Source organism: Paraburkholderia sp. D15 (assembly GCF_029910215.1).
Classification (GTDB): Bacteria; Pseudomonadota; Gammaproteobacteria; order Burkholderiales; family Burkholderiaceae; genus Paraburkholderia.
The window spans coordinates 3,805,861-3,831,253 of sequence record NZ_CP110395.1; the positions used below are offsets into that span (position 1 = coordinate 3,805,861).

General features: G+C 63.6%; 25 protein-coding genes and 1 other RNA gene. 11 read left to right on the plus strand and 15 right to left on the minus strand.

What is annotated here, in order from left to right:
• The first annotated feature begins 98 nt into the window (after positions 1-98).
• From LFL96_RS16485 to ruvB, 8 genes are all read left to right on the plus strand, one after another.
• Positions 99-1,505: an aminopeptidase P N-terminal domain-containing protein gene (locus LFL96_RS16485; protein WP_280996259.1), complete on the plus strand. Its 1,407-nt coding sequence runs from the start codon at positions 99-101 to the stop codon at positions 1,503-1,505.
• Positions 1,506-1,511: 6 nt separating this feature from the next.
• A complete protein-coding gene (locus tag LFL96_RS16490) occupies positions 1,512-2,834 on the plus strand; it encodes a UbiH/UbiF/VisC/COQ6 family ubiquinone biosynthesis hydroxylase (protein WP_280996260.1) in 1,323 nt (440 codons plus the stop codon).
• A gap of 268 nt (positions 2,835-3,102) precedes the next feature.
• The gene (gene dusB / locus LFL96_RS16495) at positions 3,103-4,167 is read left to right on the plus strand and encodes a tRNA dihydrouridine synthase DusB (protein WP_280996261.1); all 1,065 of its coding nucleotides are present in this window, start codon (positions 3,103-3,105) and stop codon (positions 4,165-4,167) included.
• Entirely contained in the window at positions 4,164-4,397 is a 234-nt protein-coding gene (locus LFL96_RS16500; protein ID WP_020069294.1) for a Fis family transcriptional regulator, read from the plus strand. Before dusB ends, LFL96_RS16500 begins: the two co-directional genes overlap by 4 nt.
• A gap of 68 nt (positions 4,398-4,465) precedes the next feature.
• Positions 4,466-6,031 (plus strand): bifunctional phosphoribosylaminoimidazolecarboxamide formyltransferase/IMP cyclohydrolase, encoded by a 1,566-nt coding sequence (gene purH / locus LFL96_RS16505; protein WP_280996262.1) that lies wholly within the window; start codon positions 4,466-4,468, stop codon positions 6,029-6,031.
• A 290-nt stretch (positions 6,032-6,321) separates the two neighbouring features.
• Positions 6,322-6,864, plus strand: coding sequence for a crossover junction endodeoxyribonuclease RuvC (gene ruvC, locus LFL96_RS16510; protein ID WP_280996263.1), 543 nt, complete (start codon positions 6,322-6,324; stop codon positions 6,862-6,864).
• 161 nt (positions 6,865-7,025) lie between these two features.
• Positions 7,026-7,607, plus strand: coding sequence for a Holliday junction branch migration protein RuvA (gene ruvA / locus LFL96_RS16515; protein WP_280996264.1), 582 nt, complete (start codon positions 7,026-7,028; stop codon positions 7,605-7,607).
• Positions 7,608-7,761: 154 nt separating this feature from the next.
• Complete coding sequence (ruvB, locus tag LFL96_RS16520) at positions 7,762-8,826, plus strand: Holliday junction branch migration DNA helicase RuvB (protein WP_280996265.1); 1,065 nt, start codon at positions 7,762-7,764, stop codon at positions 8,824-8,826.
• A 153-nt stretch (positions 8,827-8,979) separates the two neighbouring features.
• Here ruvB and LFL96_RS16525 read toward each other — a convergent pair whose 3' ends face one another.
• From LFL96_RS16525 to tyrS, 3 genes are all read right to left on the minus strand, one after another.
• Positions 8,980-9,651, minus strand: coding sequence for a histidine phosphatase family protein (locus LFL96_RS16525; RefSeq protein ID WP_280996266.1), 672 nt, complete (start codon positions 9,649-9,651; stop codon positions 8,980-8,982).
• Positions 9,652-9,831: 180 nt separating this feature from the next.
• Entirely contained in the window at positions 9,832-10,290 is a 459-nt protein-coding gene (gene dtd, locus LFL96_RS16530) for a D-aminoacyl-tRNA deacylase (RefSeq protein WP_280996267.1), read from the minus strand.
• 54 nt (positions 10,291-10,344) lie between these two features.
• Entirely contained in the window at positions 10,345-11,595 is a 1,251-nt protein-coding gene (tyrS, locus tag LFL96_RS16535; RefSeq protein WP_280996268.1) for a tyrosine--tRNA ligase, read from the minus strand.
• 181 nt (positions 11,596-11,776) lie between these two features.
• On the opposite strand from tyrS, the gene LFL96_RS16540 reads away from it, so the two are divergent.
• A complete protein-coding gene (locus LFL96_RS16540; RefSeq protein WP_280996269.1) occupies positions 11,777-12,907 on the plus strand; it encodes an anhydro-N-acetylmuramic acid kinase in 1,131 nt (376 codons plus the stop codon).
• Between the two features lie 204 nt (positions 12,908-13,111).
• Here LFL96_RS16540 and erpA read toward each other — a convergent pair whose 3' ends face one another.
• From erpA to rplM, 3 genes are all read right to left on the minus strand, one after another.
• Positions 13,112-13,477, minus strand: coding sequence for an iron-sulfur cluster insertion protein ErpA (gene erpA / locus LFL96_RS16545; RefSeq protein WP_280996270.1), 366 nt, complete (start codon positions 13,475-13,477; stop codon positions 13,112-13,114).
• Between the two features lie 186 nt (positions 13,478-13,663).
• The gene (gene rpsI / locus LFL96_RS16550) at positions 13,664-14,056 is read right to left on the minus strand and encodes a 30S ribosomal protein S9 (protein ID WP_280996271.1); all 393 of its coding nucleotides are present in this window, start codon (positions 14,054-14,056) and stop codon (positions 13,664-13,666) included.
• A gap of 11 nt (positions 14,057-14,067) precedes the next feature.
• Positions 14,068-14,496, minus strand: coding sequence for a 50S ribosomal protein L13 (gene rplM, locus LFL96_RS16555; protein WP_027198819.1), 429 nt, complete (start codon positions 14,494-14,496; stop codon positions 14,068-14,070).
• A 724-nt stretch (positions 14,497-15,220) separates the two neighbouring features.
• Here rplM and LFL96_RS16560 point away from each other — a divergent pair.
• Complete coding sequence (locus LFL96_RS16560; RefSeq protein ID WP_280996272.1) at positions 15,221-15,643, plus strand: OsmC family protein; 423 nt, start codon at positions 15,221-15,223, stop codon at positions 15,641-15,643.
• Positions 15,644-15,716: 73 nt separating this feature from the next.
• Here LFL96_RS16560 and rnpB read toward each other — a convergent pair.
• The 3 genes from rnpB to pyrC all read right to left on the minus strand — a co-directional run bounded on the left by rnpB (position 15,717) and on the right by pyrC (position 18,131).
• Positions 15,717-16,130: RNase P RNA component class A (gene rnpB / locus LFL96_RS16565), an RNA gene on the minus strand.
• Positions 16,131-16,201: 71 nt separating this feature from the next.
• The gene (locus tag LFL96_RS16570; RefSeq protein ID WP_281000801.1) at positions 16,202-17,038 is read right to left on the minus strand and encodes a DUF3025 domain-containing protein; all 837 of its coding nucleotides are present in this window, start codon (positions 17,036-17,038) and stop codon (positions 16,202-16,204) included.
• Positions 17,039-17,063: 25 nt separating this feature from the next.
• Complete coding sequence (pyrC, locus tag LFL96_RS16575) at positions 17,064-18,131, minus strand: dihydroorotase (protein WP_280996273.1); 1,068 nt, start codon at positions 18,129-18,131, stop codon at positions 17,064-17,066.
• Between the two features lie 190 nt (positions 18,132-18,321).
• Here pyrC and LFL96_RS16580 point away from each other — a divergent pair, with 190 nt between their 5' ends.
• The gene (locus LFL96_RS16580) at positions 18,322-19,263 is read left to right on the plus strand and encodes a class II glutamine amidotransferase (protein ID WP_280996274.1); all 942 of its coding nucleotides are present in this window, start codon (positions 18,322-18,324) and stop codon (positions 19,261-19,263) included.
• Positions 19,264-19,417: 154 nt separating this feature from the next.
• On the opposite strand, the gene LFL96_RS16585 is transcribed toward LFL96_RS16580, so the two are convergent.
• The 6 genes from LFL96_RS16585 to LFL96_RS16610 form a co-directional block, all read right to left on the minus strand.
• Positions 19,418-20,143, minus strand: coding sequence for an amino acid ABC transporter ATP-binding protein (locus tag LFL96_RS16585; RefSeq protein WP_280996275.1), 726 nt, complete (start codon positions 20,141-20,143; stop codon positions 19,418-19,420).
• Positions 20,140-20,817 carry a glutamate/aspartate ABC transporter permease GltK gene (gltK, locus tag LFL96_RS16590; RefSeq protein WP_280995350.1) on the minus strand — a complete coding sequence of 226 codons (678 nt, stop codon included), beginning with the start codon at positions 20,815-20,817 and terminating at the stop codon, positions 20,140-20,142. Before gltK ends, LFL96_RS16585 begins: the two co-directional genes overlap by 4 nt.
• Positions 20,817-21,557: an amino acid ABC transporter permease gene (locus LFL96_RS16595; RefSeq protein ID WP_280995349.1), complete on the minus strand. Its 741-nt coding sequence runs from the start codon at positions 21,555-21,557 to the stop codon at positions 20,817-20,819. Before LFL96_RS16595 ends, gltK begins: the two co-directional genes overlap by 1 nt.
• Positions 21,558-21,658: 101 nt before the next feature.
• Positions 21,659-22,552, minus strand: a complete 894-nt coding sequence (locus LFL96_RS16600) for a glutamate/aspartate ABC transporter substrate-binding protein (RefSeq protein WP_280996276.1) — start codon at positions 22,550-22,552, stop codon at positions 21,659-21,661.
• Between the two features lie 325 nt (positions 22,553-22,877).
• Complete coding sequence (locus tag LFL96_RS16605) at positions 22,878-24,191, minus strand: Glu/Leu/Phe/Val dehydrogenase (protein WP_280996277.1); 1,314 nt, start codon at positions 24,189-24,191, stop codon at positions 22,878-22,880.
• 149 nt (positions 24,192-24,340) lie between these two features.
• Positions 24,341-25,297, minus strand: a complete 957-nt coding sequence (locus LFL96_RS16610; protein WP_280996278.1) for a LysR family transcriptional regulator — start codon at positions 25,295-25,297, stop codon at positions 24,341-24,343.
• Positions 25,298-25,393 lie beyond the last annotated feature (96 nt).

Consider the following 25,393-nt stretch of genomic DNA (forward strand, 5'->3'; position numbering starts at 1 on the left):
GTGGCCAGATTCGTGGACGGATTGCAACACCGCCGCGGCCGCGCTTTCCCCAGTATCCGCGCAAAATAAGTCCGCGCATTGGGCGCTACAATCGCACGATGAACCAGCCGACCGAACCCACCCTCGCCCTCGACGTCTACCGCACGCGCCGCGAGCGCGTCCTCGCCGCGCTGCGCGCGACGGGTGGCGGCGTCGCCATCGTTCCCACCGCGCCCGAAGCGCTGCGCAATCGCGACGCCGACTACCCGTACCGGCACGACAGCTACTTCTACTATCTGACCGGCTTCACCGAACCGGAAGCGCTGCTGGTGCTCGACGCCAGCGCGGCCGACCGCGAGCCGGCGTCGATCCTGTTCTGCCGCGAGAAGAATGTCGAGCGCGAGACATGGGAAGGCTTCCGCTTCGGCCCGGAGGGGGCACGCACGGCGTTCGGCGTCGACGCGGCATTCGCCATCGGCGAAATCGACGTGCAGTTGCCGCGGGTGCTCGCCGACAAACCGTCGCTGCACTACGCGCTCGGCAGTTCCGCGCAACTCGACGAACAGGTGCGCGGCTGGCTCGACGCGGTGCGCGCGCAAGGCCGCAGCGGTGTGGCGACGCCCACCGCCGCCGGCGATCTGATTCCGTTGCTCGACGAGATGCGGCTGGTGAAGGACGACCACGAACTCGCGATCATGCGCCGCGCCGGGCAGATTTCCGCGCAAGCGCATCGCCGTGCGATGGCCGCCTGCCGGCCAGGCGTGCGCGAATACGAACTCGAGGCGGAACTGCTTTACACGTTCCGCAAATTCGGTGCGCAGGCGCCGGCTTATACCTCCATCGTCGCCGCCGGCGCGAATGCGTGCGTGCTGCATTACCCGGCCGGCAACGCGATCGCCCAGGACGGCGACCTGATCCTGATCGACGCAGCCTGCGAACTCGACGGCTATGCGTCCGACATTACCCGCACGTTTCCCGCCAGCGGCCGCTTCACGCCCGCGCAGCGCGAGCTGTACGACATCGTGCTGGCCGCGCAGCAAGCCGCCGTCGACGCCACGCGCGCCGGCGCGACTTTCGACGAGCCGCACCAGGCGGCCGTGCGCGTGCTGTCGCAAGGCTTGCTGGACACCGGCATCATCGACCGCACGAAGTTCGCGTCGGTCGACGACGTGATCGCCGAGCGCGCCTACGCGCCGTTCTATATGCACCGTACCGGCCACTGGCTCGGCATGGACGTGCACGACGTCGGCGATTACCGCGAGCGCGGCGCGCCGCGCGACGAGGCGGGCGTGCTGCCGTGGCGCACCTTGCAGGCGTCGATGACGCTGACCATCGAGCCCGGTCTCTACATTCGCCCGGCGGAAGGCGTGCCCGAGCGTTACTGGCACATCGGCATCCGCATCGAGGACGACGCGATCGTCACGCCGACCGGCTGCGAGCTGATCACCCGCGACGTGCCGGTGGCCGCCGACGAGATCGAGGCATTGATGCAGGAAGCCCGCGCGGCCCACGACACAAGGAAGTAATCCGCAATGAACGAAGTTTCCCCGTCGACGGTGATTCTGAAGCCGGCCTCGGCCGCGCATCCGTACGATTTCGACGTGACGATCGTCGGCGCCGGTCCGGTCGGGCTCGCGCTGGCCGGGTGGCTCGCCCGCCGCAGCGCGACGCGGGCGCTGAAGATCGCGCTGATCGACGCGCGCGAGCCGGAGGATTCGATCGCCGATCCGCGCGCGATCGCCGTATCGCACGGCAGCCGGATGATTCTCGAACCGCTGCGCTGGCCCGCCGATGCCACCGCGATCCAGCGCATTCACGTGTCGCAGCGCGGGCACTTCGGGCGCACATTGATCGATCACGCCGAGCATGGACTGCCGGCGCTCGGCTACGTGCTGCGTTACGGATCGATCGTGCATGGTCTGGCCGAGGCGGTGCACGCCACACCGGTGCACTGGTTCCGCTCGACGTCGGCCGCCGCGCCGGTTCAGGAACACGACGGCGTGACGCTGCCGATCGAAACCGCGGGCGTCGCGCGCACGCTGCGTACGCGGATTCTGGTCAGTGCCGAGGGCGGCTTGTTCGGCGATCAGAAGACGGGGAAAGGAACGGGGGTTGGTGCGAATGCGGGTGCGGATGGGGATACCGGCAAGCGCGCCGAAGAAGCATCCGACGACACTGCGCCCACGCCTCGCCGCCAACCCGCCACGAAGAACGGCTCACGCGACTACGGCCAAACCGCGCTGGTCGGCACGGTGACGGTATCCGCACCGCAACCGCACGTCGCCTGGGAACGCTTCACCTCGCAAGGCCCGATCGCGTTGCTGCCGATGGGCGGCGTACGCGGCGCGGACTACGCGCTGGTGTGGTGCTGCGCGCCGGAAGAAGCCGCGCGCCGCGCGCAGCTTGCCGACGCCGATTTCCTGCGCGAGCTCGGCGCGGCGTTCGGCGACCGCATGGGCCGTTTCACGCAGATCAAGGGGCGCGCGTCGTTCCCCTTGGGCCTGAACGCGGTCGATACGCAAGTGAACGGCCGCGTCGTCTCGATCGGCAACGCGGCGCAGACGCTGCATCCGGTGGCGGGCCAGGGCCTGAACCTCGGTCTGCGCGACGCCCACTCGCTCGTCGACGCGTTGTCCACCGAAGGCCCGACCCCGCTCGCGCTGGCTACCTTCGCACAACGCCGCGCGCTCGACCGGCGCCTGACGATCGGCGCCACCGACACGCTCGCGCGCCTGTTCACCGTCGATTTCGCGCCGCTCGCGATCATGCGCGGCCTCGCGCTGACCGCGCTCGAATTCGTGCCGCCGGTCAAAACCGCGTTGGCGCGTCAGATGATGTTCGGCCAGCGCCGCTGAATCTGCCCGAGCCTGATTCAGCAGCTTTAGCCGGCCGAGCCGGTCCATCACGCACGCGCCGCGCCGTCTTTTCAGGCGGCGCGGCGCGCTCCCGCAGTGAGACGCCGGGTCTATGAACCGGCCCACTTTCATAGAAGATTTAATGGGTTACGACGGCTACATGTCGGGTGCCGGCAATCCGTTAACGCTAAAATAGCGGTTTTCCCTCGCAATTCGCGAACGCTCCGATTGACACTTTCGGCAATCGGCCGCATCGCACGTCCACGTCATGCCCACTCTCGGCTCCCACAATCTGCGCAACAACCTGTTCGTCGCGCCCATGGCGGGGGTGACCGACCGTCCGTTCCGGCAACTCTGCAAGCGTCTCGGCGCGGGCTACGCGGTGTCGGAAATGGTCGCCTCGAACGCGCAGCTGTGGAAAAGCGAAAAGACCATGCGTCGCGCGAACCATACCGGCGAGGTCGAACCGATCGCCGTGCAGATCGCCGGCGCCGATCCGGCCATGATGGCCGAGGCCGCGCGCTACAACGTGGCGAATGGCGCGCAGATCATCGACATCAATATGGGTTGTCCGGCCAAGAAGGTCTGCAACGTCGCGGCCGGCTCCGCGCTGTTGCAGAACGAACCGCTGGTGCAGCGCATCGTCGAGGCGGTGGTGGGCGCGGTGGGCATCGGGCCCGACGCGGTGCCCGTCACGCTGAAAATCCGCACCGGCTGGAATCGCGAGAACAAGAACGCGCTGAACGTCGCGCGCCTCGCCGAAAACGCCGGCATCTCGATGCTGACCGTGCATGGCCGCACCCGCGCCGATCTCTATCACGGCGACGCCGAATACGAGACCATCGCCGCGGTGAAAGCCGCCGTGCGCATTCCGGTGGTGGCCAACGGCGACATCACGTCGCCGCGCAAGGCGCGCGAAGTGCTCGCCGCCACCGGCGCCGACGCCATCATGATCGGCCGCGCCGCGCAGGGGCGCCCGTGGCTGTTCCGCGAGATCGAGTACTTCCTGCAAACGGGCGAATTGCTGCCGCCGCCGCGCATCGACGAAATCCAGCAGGTGATGAACGAGCATCTCGAAGATCACTACGCGTTCTATGGGGAGTTTACCGGCGTGCGCACTGCGCGTAAGCACATCGGCTGGTACACTCGCGGCCTTTCTGGCGCCAATGTGTTCCGGCATCGCATGAATACGCTGGACACCACGCGCGAACAACTCCTCGCCGTCAACGAGTTCTTCGACGCACAGAAGGCGATCTCCGACCGCCTCGTCTACGTCGACGAAACGCTCAACGAGAACGGTGAGCCGGACCCAACCGACCGACTAGCAGCATGAGCAAGAACAATATCGAACAATCTGTCCGCGACAGCCTGGGCGTGTATTTCCAGGATCTCGACGGCTCCAATCCGCACGACGTCTACGACATGGTGATTTCGTGCGTTGAAAAACCCCTGCTCGAAGTGGTGCTCGAGCAGGCCGGCGGCAATCAGTCGCTGGCCGCCGAGTATCTCGGCATCAACCGCAATACGCTGCGCAAGAAGCTGCAACAGCACGGTTTGCTGTAGTTCCATCGCGTTTCGTTGCCGTTTCTTCGCGCCCTGCCACGTTTCCCCTTCGGCTTTTCGTCTTCATCATGATCAAGCAAGCGCTCATCTCCGTTTCCGACAAGTCCGGCATCGTCGACTTCGCCAAGTCGCTGTCAGACCTCGGCGTCAAGATCCTGTCGACCGGCGGCACCGCGAAACTGCTCGCGGACGCGGGTCTGTCCGTTACCGAAGTCGCCGATTACACGGGCTTCCCGGAAATGCTGGACGGGCGCGTGAAAACATTGCATCCGAAGGTGCACGGCGGCATTCTCGCGCGCCGCGATCTGCCGGAACACATGGCCGCGCTTGAAAAGCACGACATTCCGACCATCGACCTGCTGGTCGTGAATCTGTACCCGTTCGTGCAGACCGTGTCGAAGGAAGAATGCTCGCTGGAAGATGCGATCGAGAACATCGACATCGGCGGCCCGACCATGCTGCGCTCGGCCGCGAAGAATCATCGCGACGTGACGGTGGTGGTCGACCCGACCGACTACGCGGTCGTCCTCGAGGAAATGCGCGCGAACGGCAACGCGGTGTCGTACAAGACGAACTTCCGCCTCGCCACCAAGGTGTTCTCGCACACCGCGCAGTACGACGGCGCGATCACGAACTACCTGACGAGCCTGACCGACGAGTTGCAGCACAAGTCGCGCAACACGTATCCGGCCACCTTCAACCTCGCGTTCGACAAGGTGCAGGATCTGCGCTACGGCGAAAACCCGCACCAGAGCGCGGCGTTCTACCGCGATCTGGCGGTGCCGGCCGGCGCGTTGGCGAACTACAACCAGTTGCAAGGCAAGGAACTGTCGTACAACAACATCGCGGATTCCGATGCAGCGTGGGAATGCGTGAAGACGTTCGACGTGCCGGCCTGCGTGATCGTCAAGCACGCGAACCCGTGCGGCGTGGCGCTCGGCGCCGATGCGCACGACGCGTATGCGAAGGCGTTGCAAACCGATCCGACCTCGGCATTCGGCGGCATCATCGCGTTCAACCGCGAAGTGGACGAAGCGGCGGCGCAAGCGGTGGCGAAGCAGTTCGTCGAAGTGCTGATCGCGCCGTCGTTCAGCGCGGCGGCGCGTCAGGTGTTCGCGGCGAAGCAGAACGTGCGTCTGCTGGAAATCGCGCTGGGCGACGGTCATAACGCATTCGATCTGAAGCGCGTGGGCGGCGGCCTGCTGGTGCAATCGCTCGATTCGAAGAACGTGCAGCCGCACGAACTGCGCGTGGTCACGAAGCGTCACCCGACGCCGAAGGAAATGGACGATCTGCTGTTCGCGTGGCGCGTGGCGAAGTACGTGAAGTCGAACGCAATCGTGTTCTGCGGCAACGGCATGACGCTCGGCGTCGGCGCGGGTCAGATGAGCCGCGTGGACTCGGCGCGCATCGCCAGCATCAAGGCACAGAACGCCGGGCTGACGCTGACCGGTTCGGCGGTCGCGTCGGACGCGTTCTTCCCGTTCCGCGACGGCCTCGATGTGGTGGTGGCGGCGGGCGCGACCTGCGTGATTCAACCGGGCGGCTCGATGCGCGACGACGAAGTGATCGGCGCGGCGGACGAGCACAATATCGCGATGGTGCTGACGGGCGTGCGTCACTTCCGGCATTGAGCGATGGGGGACGGCGTTGGGCTGGACGGCTAGTAGTAGCTAGCGGTTGAAGCCGGCGCGACCCGAGCTTATCGAGGCCGATCTCTACAGACCGGCATCAGTCCATGTGTGTCGATGCCTGTCGATATAACGAGCCTTTCGTTAAACGGCCTGGCGGTTCATCCGCCAGGCCGTTTTCTTTTACGGCTTTTTTCTCACCCCGGACGCACCGAGGCGTTTCTTGCTGCTGTCACGCGACGCGCGTGCGGTAGTATCCAAGCACCTGGTTTTTACGGCATTCGCGGCACTTCATGAGAATTCTCGGTATCGACCCCGGCCTGCGCGTGACGGGCTTCGGCGTGATCGATCAACACGGCCATACGCTCAGCTACGTCGCGAGCGGCGTCATCAAAACCGCGGACGCCGATCTGCCGTCGCGCCTCGGCACGATCTTCGAAGGCATCTCGACGCTGATCCGTCAGCACTCGCCGGATCAGTCGGCGATCGAAAAAGTGTTCGTCAACGTCAACCCGCAATCCACGCTGCTGCTCGGGCAGGCCCGCGGCGCCGCGATCTGCGGACTGGTTGCCGGTGGCGTGCCGGTGGCCGAATACACCGCACTGCAGCTGAAGCAGTCCGTGGTGGGCTACGGCCGCGCGACCAAGGAGCAGATGCAGCAGATGGTGGTGCGGCTGCTCAACCTCTCCGGCGTGCCCGGCACCGATGCCGCCGACGCGCTCGGCATGGCGATCTGTCACGCGCACGGCGGCTCCACGCTGAGCACGCTGGGCGGCATCGCACCCGGGCTGGCGAAGAAGGGCTTGCGGGTGCGGCGCGGGCGGCTGGTGGGTTAAGCCCAGGCCAACTCGACCGGTTGGGCCCCTTCTTCACGCGACCGCGAGCCTGCCCGCTCCGGCCACGGCTTCTGGTACCACTGCGGCGGCACCGGCACATGATCCGCAGCCCGCGTTTGCTGCGCTACACTCGCCCTTTCTCTCCGGATTGACTCCTCCCCATGATCGGTCGCATCGCCGGCGTTCTGCTGGAAAAAAACCCGCCGCATCTGCTCGTCGACTGCAACGGCGTCGGCTACGAAGTCGACGTGCCGATGAGCACGTTCTACAACCTGCCGTCAAACGGCGAGCGCGTGGTGCTGCTCACGCAGATGATCGTGCGCGAGGACGCGCATCTGCTGTACGGCTTCGGTACCGCCGAGGAACGCGCGACCTTCCGCGAGTTGCTGAAGATCTCCGGCATCGGCGCGCGCATGGCGCTCGCGGTACTCTCCGGCATGAGCGTGCACGAACTCGCGCAAACCGTGACGATGCAGGACGCGGCACGCCTGACCCGCGTGCCGGGCATCGGCAAGAAGACCGCCGAACGCCTGCTGCTCGAACTGAAGGGCAAGCTCGGCGCCGACCTCGGCGCAATGGCGGGCGCGGCTTCCGCATCCGACCATGCGTCCGACATCCTGAACGCGCTGCTCGCCTTGGGCTACTCCGAAAAAGAAGCGCTGGCGGCCGTCAAGAACGTGCCGGCCGGCACCGGCGTTTCCGAGGGCATCAAGCTTGCGTTGAAGGCCTTGTCCAAGGGCTGAGGCGGTGTCGGTCGGTCAAGAGGCGGCCGCATCGAGCCAGTCACCTGGCGCCCGCTGGCATTCGACCCGCCAAGCTTCTCACAGCCCAGCGCCCTAACGCACCCTGGCCATTCGGCCGAGTTTCGCCACGAGGCCAGCGCGGTACAATGCCCGGATGATCGAAACCGACAAACTCGCCGCCGAGCGCATCATCGCGGCCACGCCCGTCTCGCCGAACGAAGAAGCGTTCGAGCGCGCGTTACGCCCGCGCCAGCTCGAAGAATATGTCGGGCAGGAAAAGGTGCGCGGCCAGCTCGAAATCTTCATCGAGGCTGCCAAGCGCCGTTCCGAATCGCTCGACCACGTGCTGCTGTTCGGGCCGCCGGGCCTCGGCAAGACCACGCTCGCGCACATCATCGCGCGGGAAATGGGCGTGAATCTGCGACAGACGTCAGGACCGGTGCTCGAACGCGCCGGCGACCTCGCCGCCCTGCTCACCAATCTCGAAGCCAACGACGTCCTCTTCATCGACGAAATTCACCGGCTCTCGCCGGTCGTCGAGGAAATTCTGTACCCGGCGTTGGAGGATTATCAGATCGACATCATGATTGGCGAGGGGCCGGCCGCGCGCAGCGTGAAGCTGGACCTGCAACCGTTCACGCTGGTCGGCGCGACCACGCGCGCGGGCATGCTGACCAACCCGCTGCGCGACCGCTTCGGGATCGTCGCGCGGCTCGAGTTCTATAACGCCGAGGAACTGGCGCGGATCGTCACGCGTTCGGCGTCGTTGCTGAATGCGCAGATTCATCCGGACGGTGCATTCGAAATCGCCAAGCGTGCGCGCGGCACGCCGCGGATCGCGAACCGCCTGCTGCGTCGCGTGCGGGATTTCGCCGAAGTGAAGGCCGACGGCAACATCACCGCGCAGGTCGCGGACGCCGCGTTGCGCATGCTCGACGTGGACGCGGTCGGCTTCGACCTGATGGACCGCAAGCTGCTCGAAGCGATCCTGTACAAGTTCGACGGCGGCCCGGTCGGCGTGGACAATCTGGCTGCGGCGATCGGCGAGGAGCGCGACACCATTGAAGACGTGCTCGAACCGTATCTGATCCAGCAGGGGTTTTTGCAGCGCACGCCGCGCGGTCGCGTGGCTACGCTGCTCACGTACCGGCATTTCGGGCTTGCGGCGCCGGACGCGTCGAGCGCGCTGCCGGGGTTGTGGGATTCGGCTTCGAGCTGAATCAAGCTGTAGCCGGAGCCGAAGCGCCTGGAGATCACGACAGGCCGGTGCGTGGCCTGGCGCGCTGCACGCATCTCTGCAACCAACCGCGCGTACGGGACACCCGATCTGTGCTCCGCGCGCGCCACACCTGCCCTCAGCGCGTGCCGGCCATCAACGGCCCGGTTCCGGCACCTTCTTGAAACTATCGTCCTCGCTGGGCGCGTCGAGGTGGGATACATCCGCCCACGACACGACCTTCGCACGGCCGTTATCGAAGTCCACCGCGTTCACGCTCGTGTTGAGCAGCGCGTAGTCGCGCGGCGCATCGAGCGATAGATCGCAGGCAAAACGGCGCACGCAATCCAGCACGCCGCCATGCGCGACCACCGCGATCCGGCCGCCAGCATGCGCCGCGACCAACGGCTCGATCGCGTGCAGCACGCGATGATAAAGCTCGCGCTGCGACTCGCCGCCCGGCGGCGCGAAGCCCGCATCGCGCGTTTGCCAGTGCGCGTATTCATCGGGAAAGCGCTGCGAAATCTCGTCGCTGTCGTGTCCCTGGAATGCGCCGTACGACCGCTCGCGCAGTGCTTCACGAAGCTGCAGCGTCAAGCCGAGCGCGTCGGCGATGGGTTGCGCGGTTTGCCGCGCGCGCTGCAGGTCGCTCGAATAGATCGCGTCGAGCCGCGCGCCGCGGCTGGCTTCATCCGCGAAACGGCGCGCGAGGCGTTGCGCCTGCGCGAGGCCCGTCGTGGCCAACGGAATGTCGATGTGCCCCTGAATGCGTTTGATGCGGTTCCAATCGGTCTCGCCGTGCCGGATGAACAGAATCTGCGTGGTCATGAAATTGGAGTGGGCGCCATTCGCCGGTTATGCCGAGGCGCTATTGTCGCAAAAAGCGGTGAAAGGATGAGGCGCGCGCAAACGCCGATGCGTTGCGTCGACTACCTCGAGAATGGAGCGGCTCAGTGAGGGATCACGGGTCGCAAGAAGCTCACGTAACGGCGAAAAACCGCCCGCCGTTCACGCGTTCGTCTGCAACCAGAACGTCACCGGCCCGTCATTGACCAGCGATACCTGCATGTCGGCGCCGAACTCGCCGGTCTCGACAATCGCGTGCTTCGCGCGCGCGGCCGCGACGAAGTAGTCGAACAGACGTTTGCCCTCGTCCGGCGGCGCGGCCGGCGTGAAGCTGGGGCGCAGGCCGCTGTTCGTGTCGGCAGCCAGCGTGAACTGCGACACGAGCAGCAAGCCGCCCGCGCGCCCCGCGCCGTCCAGATTCTGCACGGACAGGTTCATCTTGCCGGCCGCGTCGCTGAAGACGCGATAACCGAGCACCTTGGCGAGCAGCTTGTCCCCGGCCGCCTCGGTGTCGCCACGCTCCGCGCAAACTAGCGCGAGCAGACCGGCCTCGATCGCGCCCGTCACGCGGTCCGCCACGCGCACTTCCGCGCGCCGCACGCGCTGGATCAGCGCGATCACCGGTGAACTCCGCGACGGCGCGTGCGCATCATCGTCATGGGTTGTTCCGGGCGATCAAGCCGTCAGCGTGACGCGTGCAAAACGGCGCTTGCCGACCTGCACCACATACTCGCCTGCCTCGACCTTCAAACCCTTGTCGGACACGGTTGTACCGTCGATCTTGACGCCGCCCTGCTCGATGTTGCGCAGCGCTTCGCTGGTCGACGGCACCAGGTTCGCCTGCTTGAGCAGTTGGCCGATCGCGAGCGGCGCGCCCGCGAGTGCGACTGCCGGAATGTCGTCCGGCACGCCGCCCTTCGCACGATGATTGAAATCCTCGAGCGCTCGCTCGGCGTCCGCCGGCGAATGGAAGCGCGCGACGATCTCCTGGCCGAGCATCACCTTGAAATCGCGCGGGTTGCGGCCTGCTTCGATTTCCTTTTTAAAGCCCGCGATCTCGTCCATCGGACGGAACGACAGCAGTTCGAAATAACGCCACATCAGAACGTCGGAAATGCTCATCAGCTTGCCGAACATGTCGGTCGGCTTTTCGCTGATGCCGATGTAGTTGTTCTTCGACTTCGACATCTTCTCGACGCCATCGAGCCCTTCGAGCAGCGGCATCGTCAGGATGCACTGCTGTTCCTGGCCGTACTGCTTCTGCAACTCACGACCCACCAGCAGGTTGAACTTCTGGTCGGTGCCGCCGAGTTCGAGGTCGGCGTTCAGCGCGACCGAGTCGTAGCCCTGCATCAACGGGTACAGGAACTCGTGGATCGAGATCGGCACGCCGCCCTGAAACCGCTTGGTGAAATCTTCGCGCTCGAGAATGCGCGCCACCGTGTAGCGCGACGCGAGCTTGATCATGCCGTCGGCGCCGAGTGGCATCGACCACTCGCTGTTGTAGCGGATCTCGGTCTTGTCGCGGTCGAGCACCAGCGCGGCCTGCTCGAAATACGTTTTCGCGTTCGATTCGATCTGCTCGCGCGTGAGCGGCGGACGCGTAGCGTTGCGGCCCGACGGGTCACCGATCAGCGACGTGAAATCGCCGATCAGGAAAATCACCGTATGGCCGAGATCCTGCAACTGCCGCATCTTGTTCAACACGACCGTGTGGCCGATATGGATGTCCGGTGCGGTCGGATCGAGCCCGAGCTTGATGCGCAGCGGCTTGCCGGTCGCCGCGCTCTTCGCGAGTTTCTGCGCGAATTCGTCTTCGATCAGCAATTCGTCGACGCCGCGCTTGGTGACGGCGAGCGCGTGGCGGACTTCGTCGGTGATCGGGAAGGCGGCAGCGGGGTTGGGCTTGGTGGACTCGGTGCTCATGCTGGAAACGGGAGGTCGCGAAAAAAGGAGATTGTCCCATAGATGCGCGCCGCCGCGCCCACGGACCCCGTGATAAGCGCACCGAGCCGCGCCATCGCGCGCTTTATTCCCAGGCGCGCTTGGCCGGATAATCTGCTACAACGACAACGGTTCGCAACGATCTCTCGAAAGGAGCAGTAACGTGACGCATGACACCGCAGACGGCGTCTACCTTGGCCTGATGTCCGGCACCAGCATGGACGGCGTGGACGGCGTGGCCGTCCGGTTCGCCGAGGGCAAACCGCCGGTGGTGCTGGCCGAGGCGTTCGTCGGCTTCGCGGCCGGCCTGCGCGAGGCGCTGTTCGCGCTGCAACAGCCCGGCGACAACGAAATCGAACGCGAAGCGCTGGCGGCCAATGCGCTCGCCACCCGCTACACCGTGTGCTGCCACGAACTGCTACGCGAAAGCCGCGTGTCCGCCGAGGAAGTTCGCGCGATCGGCGTGCATGGGCAGACGGTGCGGCATCGGCCGGAAAAGGGCTACACCCGGCAGATCAACAATCCGGCGTTGCTCGCGGAAATGATGCACATCGACGTGATCGCGGACTTCCGCAGCCGCGATGTCGCCGCAGGCGGCCAGGGCGCGCCGCTGGTGCCCGCGTTCCACGCGACGGTGTTCGGCGCGAAGAACGAAACGCGAGTGGTCTGCAATCTGGGCGGCATCAGCAACATCACGATTCTCAACGCGACGGGCAGCGTGCGCGGCTTCGACTGCGGCCCGGCGAATGCATTGCTTGACGAATGGGCGCACCGCCATCTCAACAAACCGTTTGATGAAAACGGCCAGTTTGCAGCCAGCGGCCAGGTGGATCGCTCGCTATTGAATGCGTTGCTGGACGAGCCCTACTTCACGCTGCAACCGCCGAAAAGCACCGGCCGCGATCTGTTCAATGCCGAATGGCTGGACGCGAAGCTTCAACCGTTCGCCGCCCTCGCACCCGCCGACGTGCAGGCGACGCTCGTGGCCCTGACTGCCGTCTCGGTGGCGCGCGAAATCGAACGGCATGCGTCGGACGCGAAAGCGGTCTACGTGTGCGGCGGCGGCGCGCGCAATCCGGAGATTCTGAAGGCGTTGCAGCAGGCGCTGGAGGACAGCGGCGTGAGCGGCGTACCCGTGATGACCACCGATGCCCTCGGCGTACCGCCAAGCCAGGTGGAACCACTGGCGTTCGCGTGGCTGGCCATGCGCTGCGTCGGACGGCAACCGGGCAATTTGCCGGCCGTCACCGGCGCGGCTGCAGAACGGGTGCTGGGGGCGATTTATCCGCGATAGACGTGCCTCAAGCGCCGTGACCGGACGTTGCCGCGCTTGCCTAATGTACGCACGACCGATTACCTACCGGGCGGTATCCTTCGCCCACGGTTCGCGCGCCGCGCTACACGGAGCAGAACCGCCCGGACCATTCGTCGTCCGGCAGGTCAAATAAAAAACGGGGCTTGCGCCCCGTTTCTCATCCAACTCGCCGCTAACCCGTCATCAAACCGAGAACGACGAACCGCAACCGCAAGTGGTTGTGGCGTTCGGGTTCTTGATGACGAACTGCGCGCCGTTGATGTCGTCCTTGTAGTCGATCTCAGCGCCAACCAGATACTGGTAGCTCATCGAATCGATCAGCAGCTGGACGCCGCTCTTGTTCATGACGGTGTCGTCTTCATTGACGGCTTCGTCGAACGTAAAACCGTATTGAAAGCCCGAGCAGCCGCCGCCTTGCACGAAAACGCGCAATTTCAGGTCCGCATTGCCTTCTTCTTCGATCAGTTGCTTGACCTTGTCAGCCGCTGCGTCGGTAAAAACGAAGGGGGCGGGCATGTCGGTCACGGGTGTTTCGGTGACTGCGTTCATTCGGACTCTCCAGAAAGCTTCTAGCCGCTATTGTAGGGCTTGTCTTGATATCGTGCTTAACCCCACGAAATCAATGGGTTCTTTCCGCGGAAAACGTGGTGCCTACAAAGAAAAAGCCGCCTTCGCACGAGCGTTGGCGGCTTTTTGCAGCGAACCGGCCCAAGAGCCAGTTGGCGCCCGAAACGATTAACGCTTCGAGAATTGCTTCCGGCGACGTGCCTTGTGGAAGCCGACCTTCTTACGTTCGACTTCACGAGCGTCACGCGTCACGAAGCCTGCCTTCGACAGTTCCGGCTTCAGCGTTGCGTCGTAGTCCATCAGCGCGCGGGTGATGCCGTGGCGAACCGCGCCGGCTTGACCCGTTTCACCGCCACCGTTCACGTTGACCTTGATGTCGAACGTAGCAGCGTGGTTCGTGAGTTCCAGCGGCTGACGCACGATCATCAGCGACGTTTCGCGCGAGAAGTAATCGGCGATAGGCTTGCCGTTCACAATGATCTCGCCCTTGCCTGCCTTGATGAACACGCGTGCGACGGCGCTCTTGCGGCGGCCCGTGCCGTAATTCCAGTTACCGATCATATGGGCTCCCCTTAGATCTCGAGCGCTTTCGGCTGTTGTGCCGAATGCGGATGCGTTGCTTCAGCGTAGACCTTCAGCTTCTTGATCATCGCGTAGCCGAGCGGGCCCTTCGGCAGCATGCCCTTGACCGCTTTCTCGAGCGCACGGCCCGGGAAGCGTTCCTGCATCTTGCCGAACGTCGTTTCATAGATACCGCCCGGGTAGCCCGAGTGACGGTAGTACTTCTTGTCGGTAACCTTGTTGCCCGTGACCTTCAGCTTGCCGGCGTTGATAACGATGATGAAATCACCGGTGTCGACGTGCGGAGTGAATTCAGGCTTGTGCTTGCCGCGAAGACGGTGTGCCACTTCGCTGGCGACACGCCCGAGAACCTTATCCGTCGCGTCAATCACGTACCATTCACGCGTAACCTCATGGGCTTTTGCGGAAAACGTCTTCATGATCGATCCAAAAAAATTGCTGCGCCCAAAGTGTTTTTTCCTGCTTGTAGTGTGCGCATCGAGGCGCGTGCAGGCTCTCCCTGGTTCTTCCTCCGCGGGCGCGGATGCGGAAAAGCCCTGAATTATAAAGGAATTTGTACTGCCAAGTCAAAACGTCCGGTGGTCTGCCGGAAAAGTCTCGCGATCGGCGGCGCAAACCGGGCGCGAATCGACGTTTTTTGACTTCATGCACCGCCCAGAAACGGAAGTTCCGCGAGGCAAGCAGCGGACAAGATCGCTGGGCGAAAGATCGGCGGGACGGGCGAAAAAAAACCCGAACGAGCGGTTCGGGTTTAATCCACCAAAGGAGGAGGTGGAGGAGACAGCGGAGGTTGCACACTGCTGCAACCGATGAAGACGATTATATGAGTCACCCTTGTGCGACGCAAGAACATTTGCATTGCGAAATGCAATTTCACAATATGGGAATATCAAATATCAAGACAAATCCGAGATAACTTACGCAAAATCAAATACTTACAACAATAATCACCGTCCCCGCACAGACATATCCTAGAGTAAAACCCCTAAAGCGATCAGGGCATTCCCGAATTGTTAAATCATGCCGCAACGCAGCACGCAAGCCGTCATTGCGCATAAGTTCCGTAGAAAGTCGCCTCGGGCGGATACGCACGCACCGGGCTACAATGCCGTCTCGATATTGCGAAGCGCGGTGGAGCACAGCATGGAATGCAAAGTAAGCTGGATGGGTCAGGACGGCATGGCGTTCGCGGCCGAAACGGGCAGCGGCCATCTGGTCGCCATGGACGGCGCGCTGGAAGGCGGCGGCCGCAATCTGGCGCCGCGTCCGATGGAAATGGTGCTGCTCGGCACTGGCGGCTGCACCGCCTATGACGTCGTGATGATCCTGAAAAAGAGCCGTCAGGAAATCGCCGGCTGTTCGGTGACGCTGAAAGCCGAGCGCGCCAGCGAAGATCCGAAGGTTTTCACCAAAATTCACTTCCACTTCACGGTGACAGGCAAGAACCTGAACCCGGCCACGGTGGAGCGCGCGATCAATCTGTCGCACGACAAATACTGTTCGGCCTCGATCATGATCGCGAAAACCGCCGAACTGACGCATTCGTTCGACATCGTCGCGGGTTGATGGCGCGGGAATCAATGGGTTGTGAAAACAAAAATGCCGACGTCCTCGCGGACGCCGGCATTTTTTATTCAGGTGGCAAAGCAGGCCGATAAGCCGGATTCTGTGCACACGTCCCGTCCGAAGACGCGACGCGCGTAGCAGTCATTCCTCTAGGCGCGCCATTACTGACGCGCTCAAGCTTCCTACCCGCAGACGTGACGGGGGCCCCGCCCTGCATCTCGAAGATGCTAGCCTGCCTACTTGGAATTGCTCCGGGTGGAGGTTACCGTGCCGGTCTGCCTTGCAGCAGCCGCGGTGCGCTCTTACCGCACCGTTTCACCCTTACCTGATCCCGGCTTGCGCCGGGCCATCGGCGGTTTGCTTTCTGTTGCCCTGTTCCGCGTGTCGCCACGGATGGCCGTTAGCCATCACCCTGCCCTATGGAGTCCGGACTTTCCTCGCCCTCGTTGGCCGAAGCCGCAGAGGCCGCGACTGCCTGGCCTGCTTTGCTGGCGCGGATTTTAACATCTACCGCAGCGGCGCCGGGAAATGAAGCGGGTTCACCGCCCAATCCTGTCCCTAACGGATGGGGCGTACGCGTCGCCCGGAGCGGAAAACGGTGACATCGTCGTAGAACGCGGCGCTTTCGTTGTCGGGCCACCAGCCCGGAATGCCGAGCACGGGAAGCGGCGCAAACAGGCGGCTTGTCAGCGCGTCGGTCGTCAACAGCGCGGCGCTGACCGACGCGTCAAGCCAGGCATCGCGCGCGTCGGCATCCCAGTCAAAATACTCGGGCGGTACGTGGACAATCCACGCATGTCCCGTGCAAGCCTTGAACGGCACGATCAGCTTTTCCAGCAGCGCGTGCCCGAAACAGCGCACCTCGCAGGCCACGCCCCACGCGTCACGCCGCTCGACCAGCAACGTGCGCCAGTCGAAACCACGCAACGCGTCTCCCAACGAGGGATCGGCGCATGCGAACAGCAACGCGTTTTCATCGAACAAAGTCAGCATGTCGCGCACGCCGCCGCGCGTCGGGCCGACGCCCAGCACATCGATGGCCGCCGACTGCCGCGCATTCAACGCCGCCTTGATGCGCGGAAACGCGAACCACATCGACGCATTGAAGAAATCGTGCAGGTTGTGGCGCGTCGGCACGCAGCCGGTCGCGCCGATATGCGCCTCGTACGCCGCGCCGGGCGGCAGATCGTCCTGCGCGATGAACGCGAGGCGCTGGCCGCGTCCGGTCGTCTGGCCGAGCGCGGCGGCGTCGGCGTTCATCCCGGCGAGCAAGGCCGCATAGTTAGTGAGCGCGGCGTTCTGCCAGCGCGCGCCGCGCTGCGCGAATGGCGCGAACCACGGCCGCGACCAGTCGATATCGGCGAAACCCGGCCGACGGGCCTCGTCGATCTGCATCGGATGCACAACCAACCGGCCGGCCTTAAACGAGGCGCCAGCCGATCGATTCACCGCCGCGCAGCGGCACCACCGGCGTGTCGCCGACCGGCAGCTCGGCCGGCAGCGTCCATTCCTCGCGACGCAGCGTGACCTGTTCCGCGCTGCGCGGCAGACCGTAGAAGTCCGCGCCGAAGAAACTCGCGAAGCCTTCGAGCTTGTCCAGCGCGCCGGCCTTGTCGAACGCTTCCGTGTACAACTCAAGCGCGTGCAATGCCGTGTAGCAGCCCGCGCAACCGCATGCGTGCTCCTTCAAACCCTTCGGATGCGGCGCGCTGTCGGTACCGAGGAAAAAGCGCGGATTGCCCGACGTTGCCGCCTCGACCAACGCGAGACGATGCGTTTCACGCTTGAGCACCGGCAGGCAGTAGTAATGCGGGCGAATGCCGCCCTGGAAAATCGCGTTGCGGTTGTACAGCAAATGATGCGCGGTAATCGTCGCGCCCAGCAGCCCCGGCGCCACGCCGGCTTCGCGGATGTAGTCGACGGCGTCTTTCGTCGTGATGTGCTCGAACACCACCTTCAGCGCCGGAAACGCCGCGCGCAGCGGCGTCATCACGCGGTCGATGAACACCTTCTCGCGGTCGAACAGATCGATCGACGAATCCGTCACTTCACCGTGCACGAGCAGCGGCATGCCGACTTCCTGCATGACTTCGAGCGTTTTCGCGCACTTCATGATGTCGGTGACGCCCGCGTCCGAATTGGTCGTTGCGCCCGCCGGATACAGCTTCACGCCATGCACGAAGCCGCTTTCGCGCGCGCGGCGGATCTCGTCGGGCGGCGTGTTGTCGGTCAGGTACAAGGTCATCAGCGGTTCGAACTTCGCGCCGGCCGGGATCGCGGCGACGATGCGCCCGCGGTATGCCTCGGCCATCGCGGTGGTCGTGACCGGCGGCTTCAGGTTCGGCATGATGATCGCGCGGCCGAACTGGCGTGCGGTGTCCGGCAGCACGGCCGCGAGCATCTCGCCGTCGCGAACGTGCAGGTGCCAGTCGTCGGGACGGGCGAGCGTGATGGAGTCGAGGGCGGCGGAGGAGTTGGATGCGGTCATGGCGATCGAGGACGAGGAACGGAGCGAAAGTCGGAGCTCAGCGGCGGCGATGAAAGGTAATTGATGCGGTCAAACCGTCATTTGCGGCACAAATCCGCGTCAATTTTGCTATTTGGCGCTTCTGGCTCGGTGATATGCTTGGAGAATCATCATTGTAACGGCTCGTTCCGTTCACAGGCTTACCTGCAACATGTGCCAACTTCTCGGAATGAACTGCGCCGCGCCGACGGACGTCACCTTCTCGTTCACCGGCTTCGCGGCGCGCGGCGGCGTCACCGACCACCATGCCGACGGCTGGGGCATCGCCTTCTTCGAGGATAAAGCCTGCCGGTTGTTCATCGATCATCAGTCGTCGGCCACGTCGCCGATCGCCGAAATGGTCAAGCGCTATCCGATCAAGTCGAAGAACACCATCGCGCATATCCGCAAGGCGACGCAAGGGCACATCCTGCTGGAAAACTGCCACCCGTTCATGCGCGAACTGTGGGGACGTCACTGGATCTTCGCGCACAACGGCGATCTGAAGGACTATTCGCCGGTGCTGTCGGGCGTGTATCAGCCGGTCGGCACGACCGATAGCGAACTCGCGTTCTGCGCGCTGCTGGAAGGTTTGCGCAAGGCATTTCCCGGCGCGCAGCAACCGCCGCTCGACGAATTGTTCGCCACGCTGCAGACGCTCACGCGCGAAATCACGCAGTTCGGCGTGTTCAATTTCCTGATGTCGAACGGCCAGGCGCTGTTCGCGCATTGCTCGACGCATCTGCACTACATCGTGCGGCGCTGGCCGTTCTCCACCGCGCATCTGGTCGACGCGGACGTGTCGATCGACTTCGCCAAATACACCACGCCGGAAGACCGCGTCGCGGTCATCGCCACCAAGCCCTTGACCGACAACGAAGTGTGGAGCGCCTTCAAACCGGGCGATCTGATGATGTTCCAGCACGGCGAGGTGATTGGCCGCGTCAACGTGCCGGTGCCGGAATCCGTGCTGGAGAAGCTGCGTAATCCGGCGCTGGATGCGTCCGCATCGGCCACCACGATCGCCGCGAGCGTGGATGCCGAGGCGCCGTCGATCGCAGCCGAACTCGATCTCGAAGCCGCCGACGACACCGCCGCGTTCGAGTCATCCTGATCCAAAAGCAAAACCCCACGCTTCAGATAAAGCGTGGGGTTTTGTGATCTGCACGAAGCCGCTCCGGGGAGCGGCTTTTTTGTTTGCCGAGACTCCGAGACTCCGAGCCCGCTGGCCGAGCCCAATGCGCCCGGCCCGCAAAGCCCTTCCACCCTCAATGCAGAATCTTCGCCAGAAAATCCTTCGCTCGATCCGACTTCGGATTCGCGAAGAAATCTTCCTTGCGGTCGTCCTCCACGATCAAACCCTTGTCCATGAAGATGACCCGATGCGCGACCTTTTTCGCAAAGCCCATTTCGTGCGTCACGCACATCATGGTCATGCCTTCCTGCGCGAGTTCGACCATCACGTCGAGCACTTCGTTGATCATCTCCGGGTCGAGCGCCGAGGTCGGCTCATCGAACAGCATCGCGATCGGATCCATCGACAACGCGCGCGCAATCGCCACGCGCTGCTGCTGACCGCCCGACAGCTGCCCCGGAAACTTGTCCGCATGCGCGCGCAGGCCCACGCGCTCCAGCAGCTTGAGCCCCTTCGCGGTCGCCTCGTCCTTCGAGCGGCCGAGCACCTTGACCTGCGCGAGCGTCAGGTTCTGCACGATCGACAGATGCGGGAACAGCTCGAAGTGCTGGAACACCATGCCGACCTTCGAACGCAGCTTCGACAGATTGGTCTTTTTATCCGTCAGCGACTCGCCGTTGATCACGATCCCGCCCTTCTGGAACGGTTCGAGACCGTTGACCGTCTTGATCAGCGTGGACTTGCCCGAACCCGACGGTCCGCACACCACCACCACTTCACCCTTCCTGACTTCCGTCGTGCAGTCCGTCAGCACCTGGAACTGGCCGTACCACTTCGAAACATTCTTGATTGAGATCATCTTGCGACCTTTTTCTGAAGACCTTTGACGAGGCTCGACGCGATCACGCAGACCACGAAGTAACACGCGCCCGCGAACAGTACCATTTCGATATTCGTACCGTCACGGTCGCCAATATTGGTGGCGGTGCGGAAGAAATCGGCGAGGCTGATCACGTAGACGAGCGACGTATCCTGAAACAGCACGATGCCCTGCGTGAGCAGCAGCGGCACCATCGCGCGGAACGCCTGCGGCAGCACCACCAGACGCATCGCCTGCGCGTAGTTCATGCCGAGCGCGAACGACGCATTCACCTGCCCGCGCGGCACCGCCTGGATGCCGGCGCGGATGATTTCCGAGTAATAGGCCGCCTCGAACAGCGAGAACGCGACCATCGCCGACGCCAGACGGATGTCGATGTCCGGCGACAGACCCAGCACGTTCTGCAGCACCTGCGGCACGATCAGGAAGAACCACAGCAGCACCATCACCAGCGGGATCGAACGGAAGATCGTCACGTAGCCTTTGGCGAACCACTCGAAGGGCTTGAACGACGACAGCCGCATCATCGCGAGAAGGGTGCCCCAGATGATGCCGAACACGATCGCGATCAGCGTGATCTTGAACGTGACGATCGCACCGGTCCACAGCGTGGGCAGTGCGCCCGCAATACCGCTCCAGTCGAAATGGTGCATTACTTGCCTCCGATATAGCCGGGCAACCGGGTTTTCGCTTCGACCCAGCGCATCAGTTGCATCACGACCAGATTGATCAGCACGTAGGCGAGCGTGACCGCGATGAACGACTCGTACGTCTGCGACGTGTAGTCGACCAGCTGACGCGCCTGCGCGGACAGATCCAGCAGACCGATCGTCGAGGCGACCGCCGAGTTCTTGAAGATGTTCAGGAACTCCGACGTGAGCGGCGGCACGATGATCCGGTAGGCGACCGGCAGCAGCACGTAGCGATACGTCTGCCACTGCGTGAAGCCCATCGCGAGACCGGCCGCGCGCTGGCCCTTCGGCAACGCGTTGATGCCCGAGCGCACCTGCTCGCACACGCGCGCGGCGGTGAAGAGCCCCAGACACAGGATCGACGACGAGAAGAACTGCGCGCCCGGCGGCAACTGCTTGAACCAGTTGCCGATGGAAACGGGCAGCAGCTCCGGAATCACCAGATACCAGATGAAGAACTGCACGATCAGCGGGATGTTGCGGAACACCGCGACGTACACCGTGCCCGCGCCCGACGCCCATTTATTCGGCACCGTGCGCAACACGCCAAAAATCGAACCGACGATCAGCGCGATCACCCATGCCGACAGCGACACGGTAATCGTCACCCAGAAGCCCGACAGCAGCCAGCCCAGATAGGTGGTCGGCTCGCCGGTGGAGACGGGGCTGAGCAGAATGCCCCAGTTCCAGTGATATGACATGACCAGGACTCCAGCAAAAACCAGCAAAAACCGGCAAAAAAAAGCGGAAGAAGCACGCGCCCCTTCCGTTCCTTGCAGCGTTTCAGAAAAACCGCCCGGATTTAGTCGATAGCCTTGTCATTCGGGCTCTTGAAGAGCGCCTTCATGTTATCGCTTTCCGGGAAGTTCAGGTTCAGGCCCTTCGGCGGAATCGGCGATTCGAACCACTTCTTGTAGATCGCGTCCGCTTCGCCCGAGGTTTCGACCTTGGCAATCGCGTCGTCCACGACCTTCTTGAATTCCGGATCGTTCTTGCGGATCATGCAGCCGTACGCTTCGTGCGATTGCGGTGCGCCGACAATCACGAAATCGCCCGGGTTGTTCGACTTGGCGCGTTCGCCCGCGAGCAGCGCGTCGTCCATCATGAACGCGGCGGCGCGGCCGGTGGACAGCGTCAGGAACGACTCGCCGTGGTCCTTCGCGCTGATGATGTTCATGCCCATGCTCTTGTCCTGGTTCATCTTGCGAAGCAGGCGCTCGGAGGTGGTGCCGGCGGTCGTGACGACCGTCTTGCCCTTCAGGTCCGCGAAGTCCTTGATGCCGGAGTCTTTCTTGGTCATCAGACGCGTGCCGATCACGAAGATCGTGTTCGAGAACGCGGCCTGTTGCTGGCGCTCGGCGTTATTCGTGGTGGAGCCGCATTCCATGTCGACGGTACCGTTCTGCACCAGCGGAATGCGGTTCTGCGACGTGACCGGCGTGAGCTTCACCTTCAGGTTCGGCATGTTCAGCTTCTGCTTGACGGCTTCCACCACCTTCAGCGCGAATTCCTGCGAGTAGCCGATGACATTCTGCTTGTCGTCGTAATACGAGAACGGGATCGACGATTCGCGATGACCCAGCGAAATGACGCCCGTGTCCTTGATTTTCTTCAGCGTGCCGGCGTCCTGCGCATGCGCGCCAACCGTGAACAGTCCGAGAGTCGCGAGCAGCAGTGCAGCTTTTTTAACCTTCATGTGGTGATCTCCTTGGCAAGAACCGGCGCCAGTTTAGCAAAGTAATTATTCTGAAAGTATCGCGATAAACCATGGTGTTGCGTGCATCCCAAGACCCCGTTTTTTGGAGCGGGAAAAGACGTTTCACCGCGACTTTCGTGACAGTTTCGCGGCAGTGCGAAGATGCCGCGGACATGCAAAGGCGGGCGGCATCGATCCGATGCCGCCCGCCGGGTCAAACACGCCGTCTTGTGAACCGCGTTGAAGCAAACGATTTGAAGCTGAAACAGCCAGCGGGCCCGCTAAAAAAGCAGGCCCGCCATGTCAGACTGAACAGACAGAACGATCAGGGATACAGACCGCGCAGTTCGCGCGCTTCGAGAATCCGCTTACACGCGACGATAAACGCCGCCGTCCGCACGGACACCTTCTGCTCGCTCGACACTTGCCACACCGCGGCAAACGCTTCGCGCATCACGCGTTCGAGACGCTGGTTGATTTCGTCTTCGGTCCAGAAGAAGCTCGAGAAGTCCTGCACCCACTCGAAGTACGACACGGTCACGCCGCCGGCGTTGGCCACGACGTCCGGGATCACGAGGATGCCGCGATCATGCAGGATGTCGTCCGCTGCCGTGGTGGTCGGGCCGTTCGCGCCTTCCACGACGATCTTCGTCTTGATCTTGCCGGCGTTCTTTTCGGTGATCTGGTTTTCCAGCGCCGCCGGAATCAGGATGTCCGATTCGACATTCCAGAACTCTTCGTTCGTGACGGCGTCCGCTTCCGCGAAACCGCCCACGCCGCCCGTCTTCGCGACGTGATCGAGCAACGCGACCGCGTCGATACCCGTCGACTTGTACAGCGAGCCGGTGTGATCCTGCACCGCGACCAGCTTCGAACCCGCTTCCTGGAACAGACGCGCGGCGATCCCGCCGACGTTGCCGAAGCCCTGCACGGCAATCCGCGCACCTTCGATTTCGACGCCGATGCGGCGTGCCGCTTCGCTCGCCACCACGAACACGCCACGGCCGGTCGCTTCGCGACGGCCCAGCGAACCGCCGAGCGTGATCGGCTTGCCGGTCACGACGCCCGTGGCCGTTTGGCCCTGGTTCATCGAGTACGTGTCCATCATCCACGCCATGATCTGCTCGTTCGTGTTCACGTCCGGCGCGGGAATGTCGGTGTTCGGTCCGATGATGATGCCGATTTCGCTGGTGTAGCGGCGCGTCACGCGCTCCAGCTCACCACGCGACAGCGTGCGCGGATCGACGCGGATACCGCCCTTCGCGCCGCCGTACGGCACGTTCACCGCCGCGTTCTTCACCGACATCCATGCGGACAGCGCCATCACTTCCGACAGCGTCACGTCCTGGTGATAGCGCACGCCACCCTTGCCCGGACCACGCGATACGTTGTGCTGCACGCGATAACCCTCGAAGTGCGCGACGGTGCCGTTATCGAGTTCGATAGGCACATCGACCACCAGAATGCGCTTCGGGCGCTTCAGGGTTTCGAGCCAGCGGGACAGGGAGCCAAGGTACGGCGCGACGCGGTCGACCTGACGCAGGTAGTTACCCCACGGGCCGAGATCGTCTTTATTGAGGTAGGAAGGAACCGACTGCAACGTTGATGCGGATTGTGCGACTTGCTGCTGGGAAGACATGAACGCTCCGGCGTTGATCGAATAGCAGCATTGTCGAAAAACGCCGATTTGAAATCCAATGCCGTTTCCTTATCCGATTATGTTTTTTATGCATAACGTTCAGGAAGTCGCAATTTTGCGTCGTGGCGGCACAGGACATTTCGTCCAGGTCAAGCCGCGCCTTGCGCGAGTTCCTCGGCGACGACATCCCACAACTGCCGCACGAGGATCTGCCGGGCATCGTCGCTCTTCGCGGCGAGTTTGTCGCGATACAGGCGGATTTCCATCGTCAGCGTTAGCTGACCTTCGGCGGTGCCGCGCGTTGCGCGGTCAAGGCGGATCAGCTTGCCGTCGGCGACCGCGTCTTCCACCGCGCTATGCGGCAGGAAGGCGATGCCGTGGCCGGCCAGCGCCATCGCCTTGAGACCTTCGGCCATGTCGGTTTCGTAGAGACGGTCCAGAAAAAGACGCTGCGGGGCATTCGCGAGAATCACCTCGGTCATCCGGCCCAGATAGGCGTTCGGCGTGTACGACAGATACGGTGCGGGCGCCTCGCCAGTGCCCGGCAACGTATAGCGCGGACGGCCCGCGCGGCCCGGCGCCGAGAACGGACTGATCGGCTCGTTGCCGAGCGTCAGCATGTCGTAGCGGCCCGGATCGAGCGCGACCGGATGGCTCGGGTGGTGATAGCCCATCATCAGATCGCAGCCGCCCTCCACCAGCGAGAGCGCCGCGTCGTGCACGTTCAGCGCACGCAGCCGCGTGTGGATCGGGCCCATCTGCGCTTCGATGCGTTGCAGCCAGCGCGGGAAATAGGTGAGCGACAACGTGTGCGGCACCGCGAATTCGATGGTGGCCTGCGGCGTCGCGGTATGGCCGCGCAGCAGCGCGCGCGCCTCGTGGAACTGCGACAGCATGGCGAGGGCCTGCTCGTTGAACACCTGGCCGGCCGCCGTGAGCCGCGTCGGATAAACCGAACGGTCGATCAGTTCGGTGCCGAGCCACGCTTCCAGCGCCTGAATGCGTCGCGAGAAGGCGGGCTGGGTGACGTGGCGCAGTTCGGCCGAGCGGCTGAAACTACGCGTTTCCGCGAGCGAAACGAAGTCTTCGAGCCATTTCAGTTCCATGCGGGGCCTGCTGCCGGCGGGTGGGAGGAACTCAGCATTCTAGCGGCGCGGCCGGGGCTCGCCCCCGCACAGTGGTAAAATTCGCGGTTCCCTCCG

Excerpts from the sequence above, each read along its gene's own strand:
- LFL96_RS16600 (WP_280996276.1), bottom strand. The coding sequence starts at position 22,552 with ATGAAGGTTAAAAAAGCTGCACTGCTGCTCGCGACTCTCGGACTGTTC.
- gltK (WP_280995350.1), bottom strand. The coding sequence starts at position 20,817 with ATGCACCATTTCGACTGGAGCGGTATTGCGGGCGCACTGCCCACGCTG.
- LFL96_RS16525 (WP_280996266.1), bottom strand. The coding sequence starts at position 9,651 with ATGACCACGCAGATTCTGTTCATCCGGCACGGCGAGACCGATTGGAAC.
- LFL96_RS16560 (WP_280996272.1), top strand. The coding sequence starts at position 15,221 with ATGGAATGCAAAGTAAGCTGGATGGGTCAGGACGGCATGGCGTTCGCG.
- purH (WP_280996262.1), top strand. The coding sequence starts at position 4,466 with ATGATCAAGCAAGCGCTCATCTCCGTTTCCGACAAGTCCGGCATCGTC.
- LFL96_RS16610 (WP_280996278.1), bottom strand. The coding sequence starts at position 25,297 with ATGGAACTGAAATGGCTCGAAGACTTCGTTTCGCTCGCGGAAACGCGT.
- rplM (WP_027198819.1), bottom strand. The coding sequence starts at position 14,496 with ATGAAGACGTTTTCCGCAAAAGCCCATGAGGTTACGCGTGAATGGTAC.
- LFL96_RS16585 (WP_280996275.1), bottom strand. The coding sequence starts at position 20,143 with ATGATCTCAATCAAGAATGTTTCGAAGTGGTACGGCCAGTTCCAGGTG.
- ruvC (WP_280996263.1), top strand. The coding sequence starts at position 6,322 with ATGAGAATTCTCGGTATCGACCCCGGCCTGCGCGTGACGGGCTTCGGC.
- dusB (WP_280996261.1), top strand. The coding sequence starts at position 3,103 with ATGCCCACTCTCGGCTCCCACAATCTGCGCAACAACCTGTTCGTCGCG.
- rpsI (WP_280996271.1), bottom strand. The coding sequence starts at position 14,056 with ATGATCGGTAACTGGAATTACGGCACGGGCCGCCGCAAGAGCGCCGTC.
- erpA (WP_280996270.1), bottom strand. The coding sequence starts at position 13,477 with ATGAACGCAGTCACCGAAACACCCGTGACCGACATGCCCGCCCCCTTC.
- LFL96_RS16485 (WP_280996259.1), top strand. The coding sequence starts at position 99 with ATGAACCAGCCGACCGAACCCACCCTCGCCCTCGACGTCTACCGCACG.
- LFL96_RS16595 (WP_280995349.1), bottom strand. The coding sequence starts at position 21,557 with ATGTCATATCACTGGAACTGGGGCATTCTGCTCAGCCCCGTCTCCACC.
- LFL96_RS16570 (WP_281000801.1), bottom strand. The coding sequence starts at position 17,038 with ATGCAGATCGACGAGGCCCGTCGGCCGGGTTTCGCCGATATCGACTGG.
- LFL96_RS16580 (WP_280996274.1), top strand. The coding sequence starts at position 18,322 with ATGTGCCAACTTCTCGGAATGAACTGCGCCGCGCCGACGGACGTCACC.
- ruvB (WP_280996265.1), top strand. The coding sequence starts at position 7,762 with ATGATCGAAACCGACAAACTCGCCGCCGAGCGCATCATCGCGGCCACG.
- LFL96_RS16490 (WP_280996260.1), top strand. The coding sequence starts at position 1,512 with ATGAACGAAGTTTCCCCGTCGACGGTGATTCTGAAGCCGGCCTCGGCC.
- tyrS (WP_280996268.1), bottom strand. The coding sequence starts at position 11,595 with ATGAGCACCGAGTCCACCAAGCCCAACCCCGCTGCCGCCTTCCCGATC.
- ruvA (WP_280996264.1), top strand. The coding sequence starts at position 7,026 with ATGATCGGTCGCATCGCCGGCGTTCTGCTGGAAAAAAACCCGCCGCAT.
- LFL96_RS16500 (WP_020069294.1), top strand. The coding sequence starts at position 4,164 with ATGAGCAAGAACAATATCGAACAATCTGTCCGCGACAGCCTGGGCGTG.
- pyrC (WP_280996273.1), bottom strand. The coding sequence starts at position 18,131 with ATGACCGCATCCAACTCCTCCGCCGCCCTCGACTCCATCACGCTCGCC.
- LFL96_RS16605 (WP_280996277.1), bottom strand. The coding sequence starts at position 24,191 with ATGTCTTCCCAGCAGCAAGTCGCACAATCCGCATCAACGTTGCAGTCG.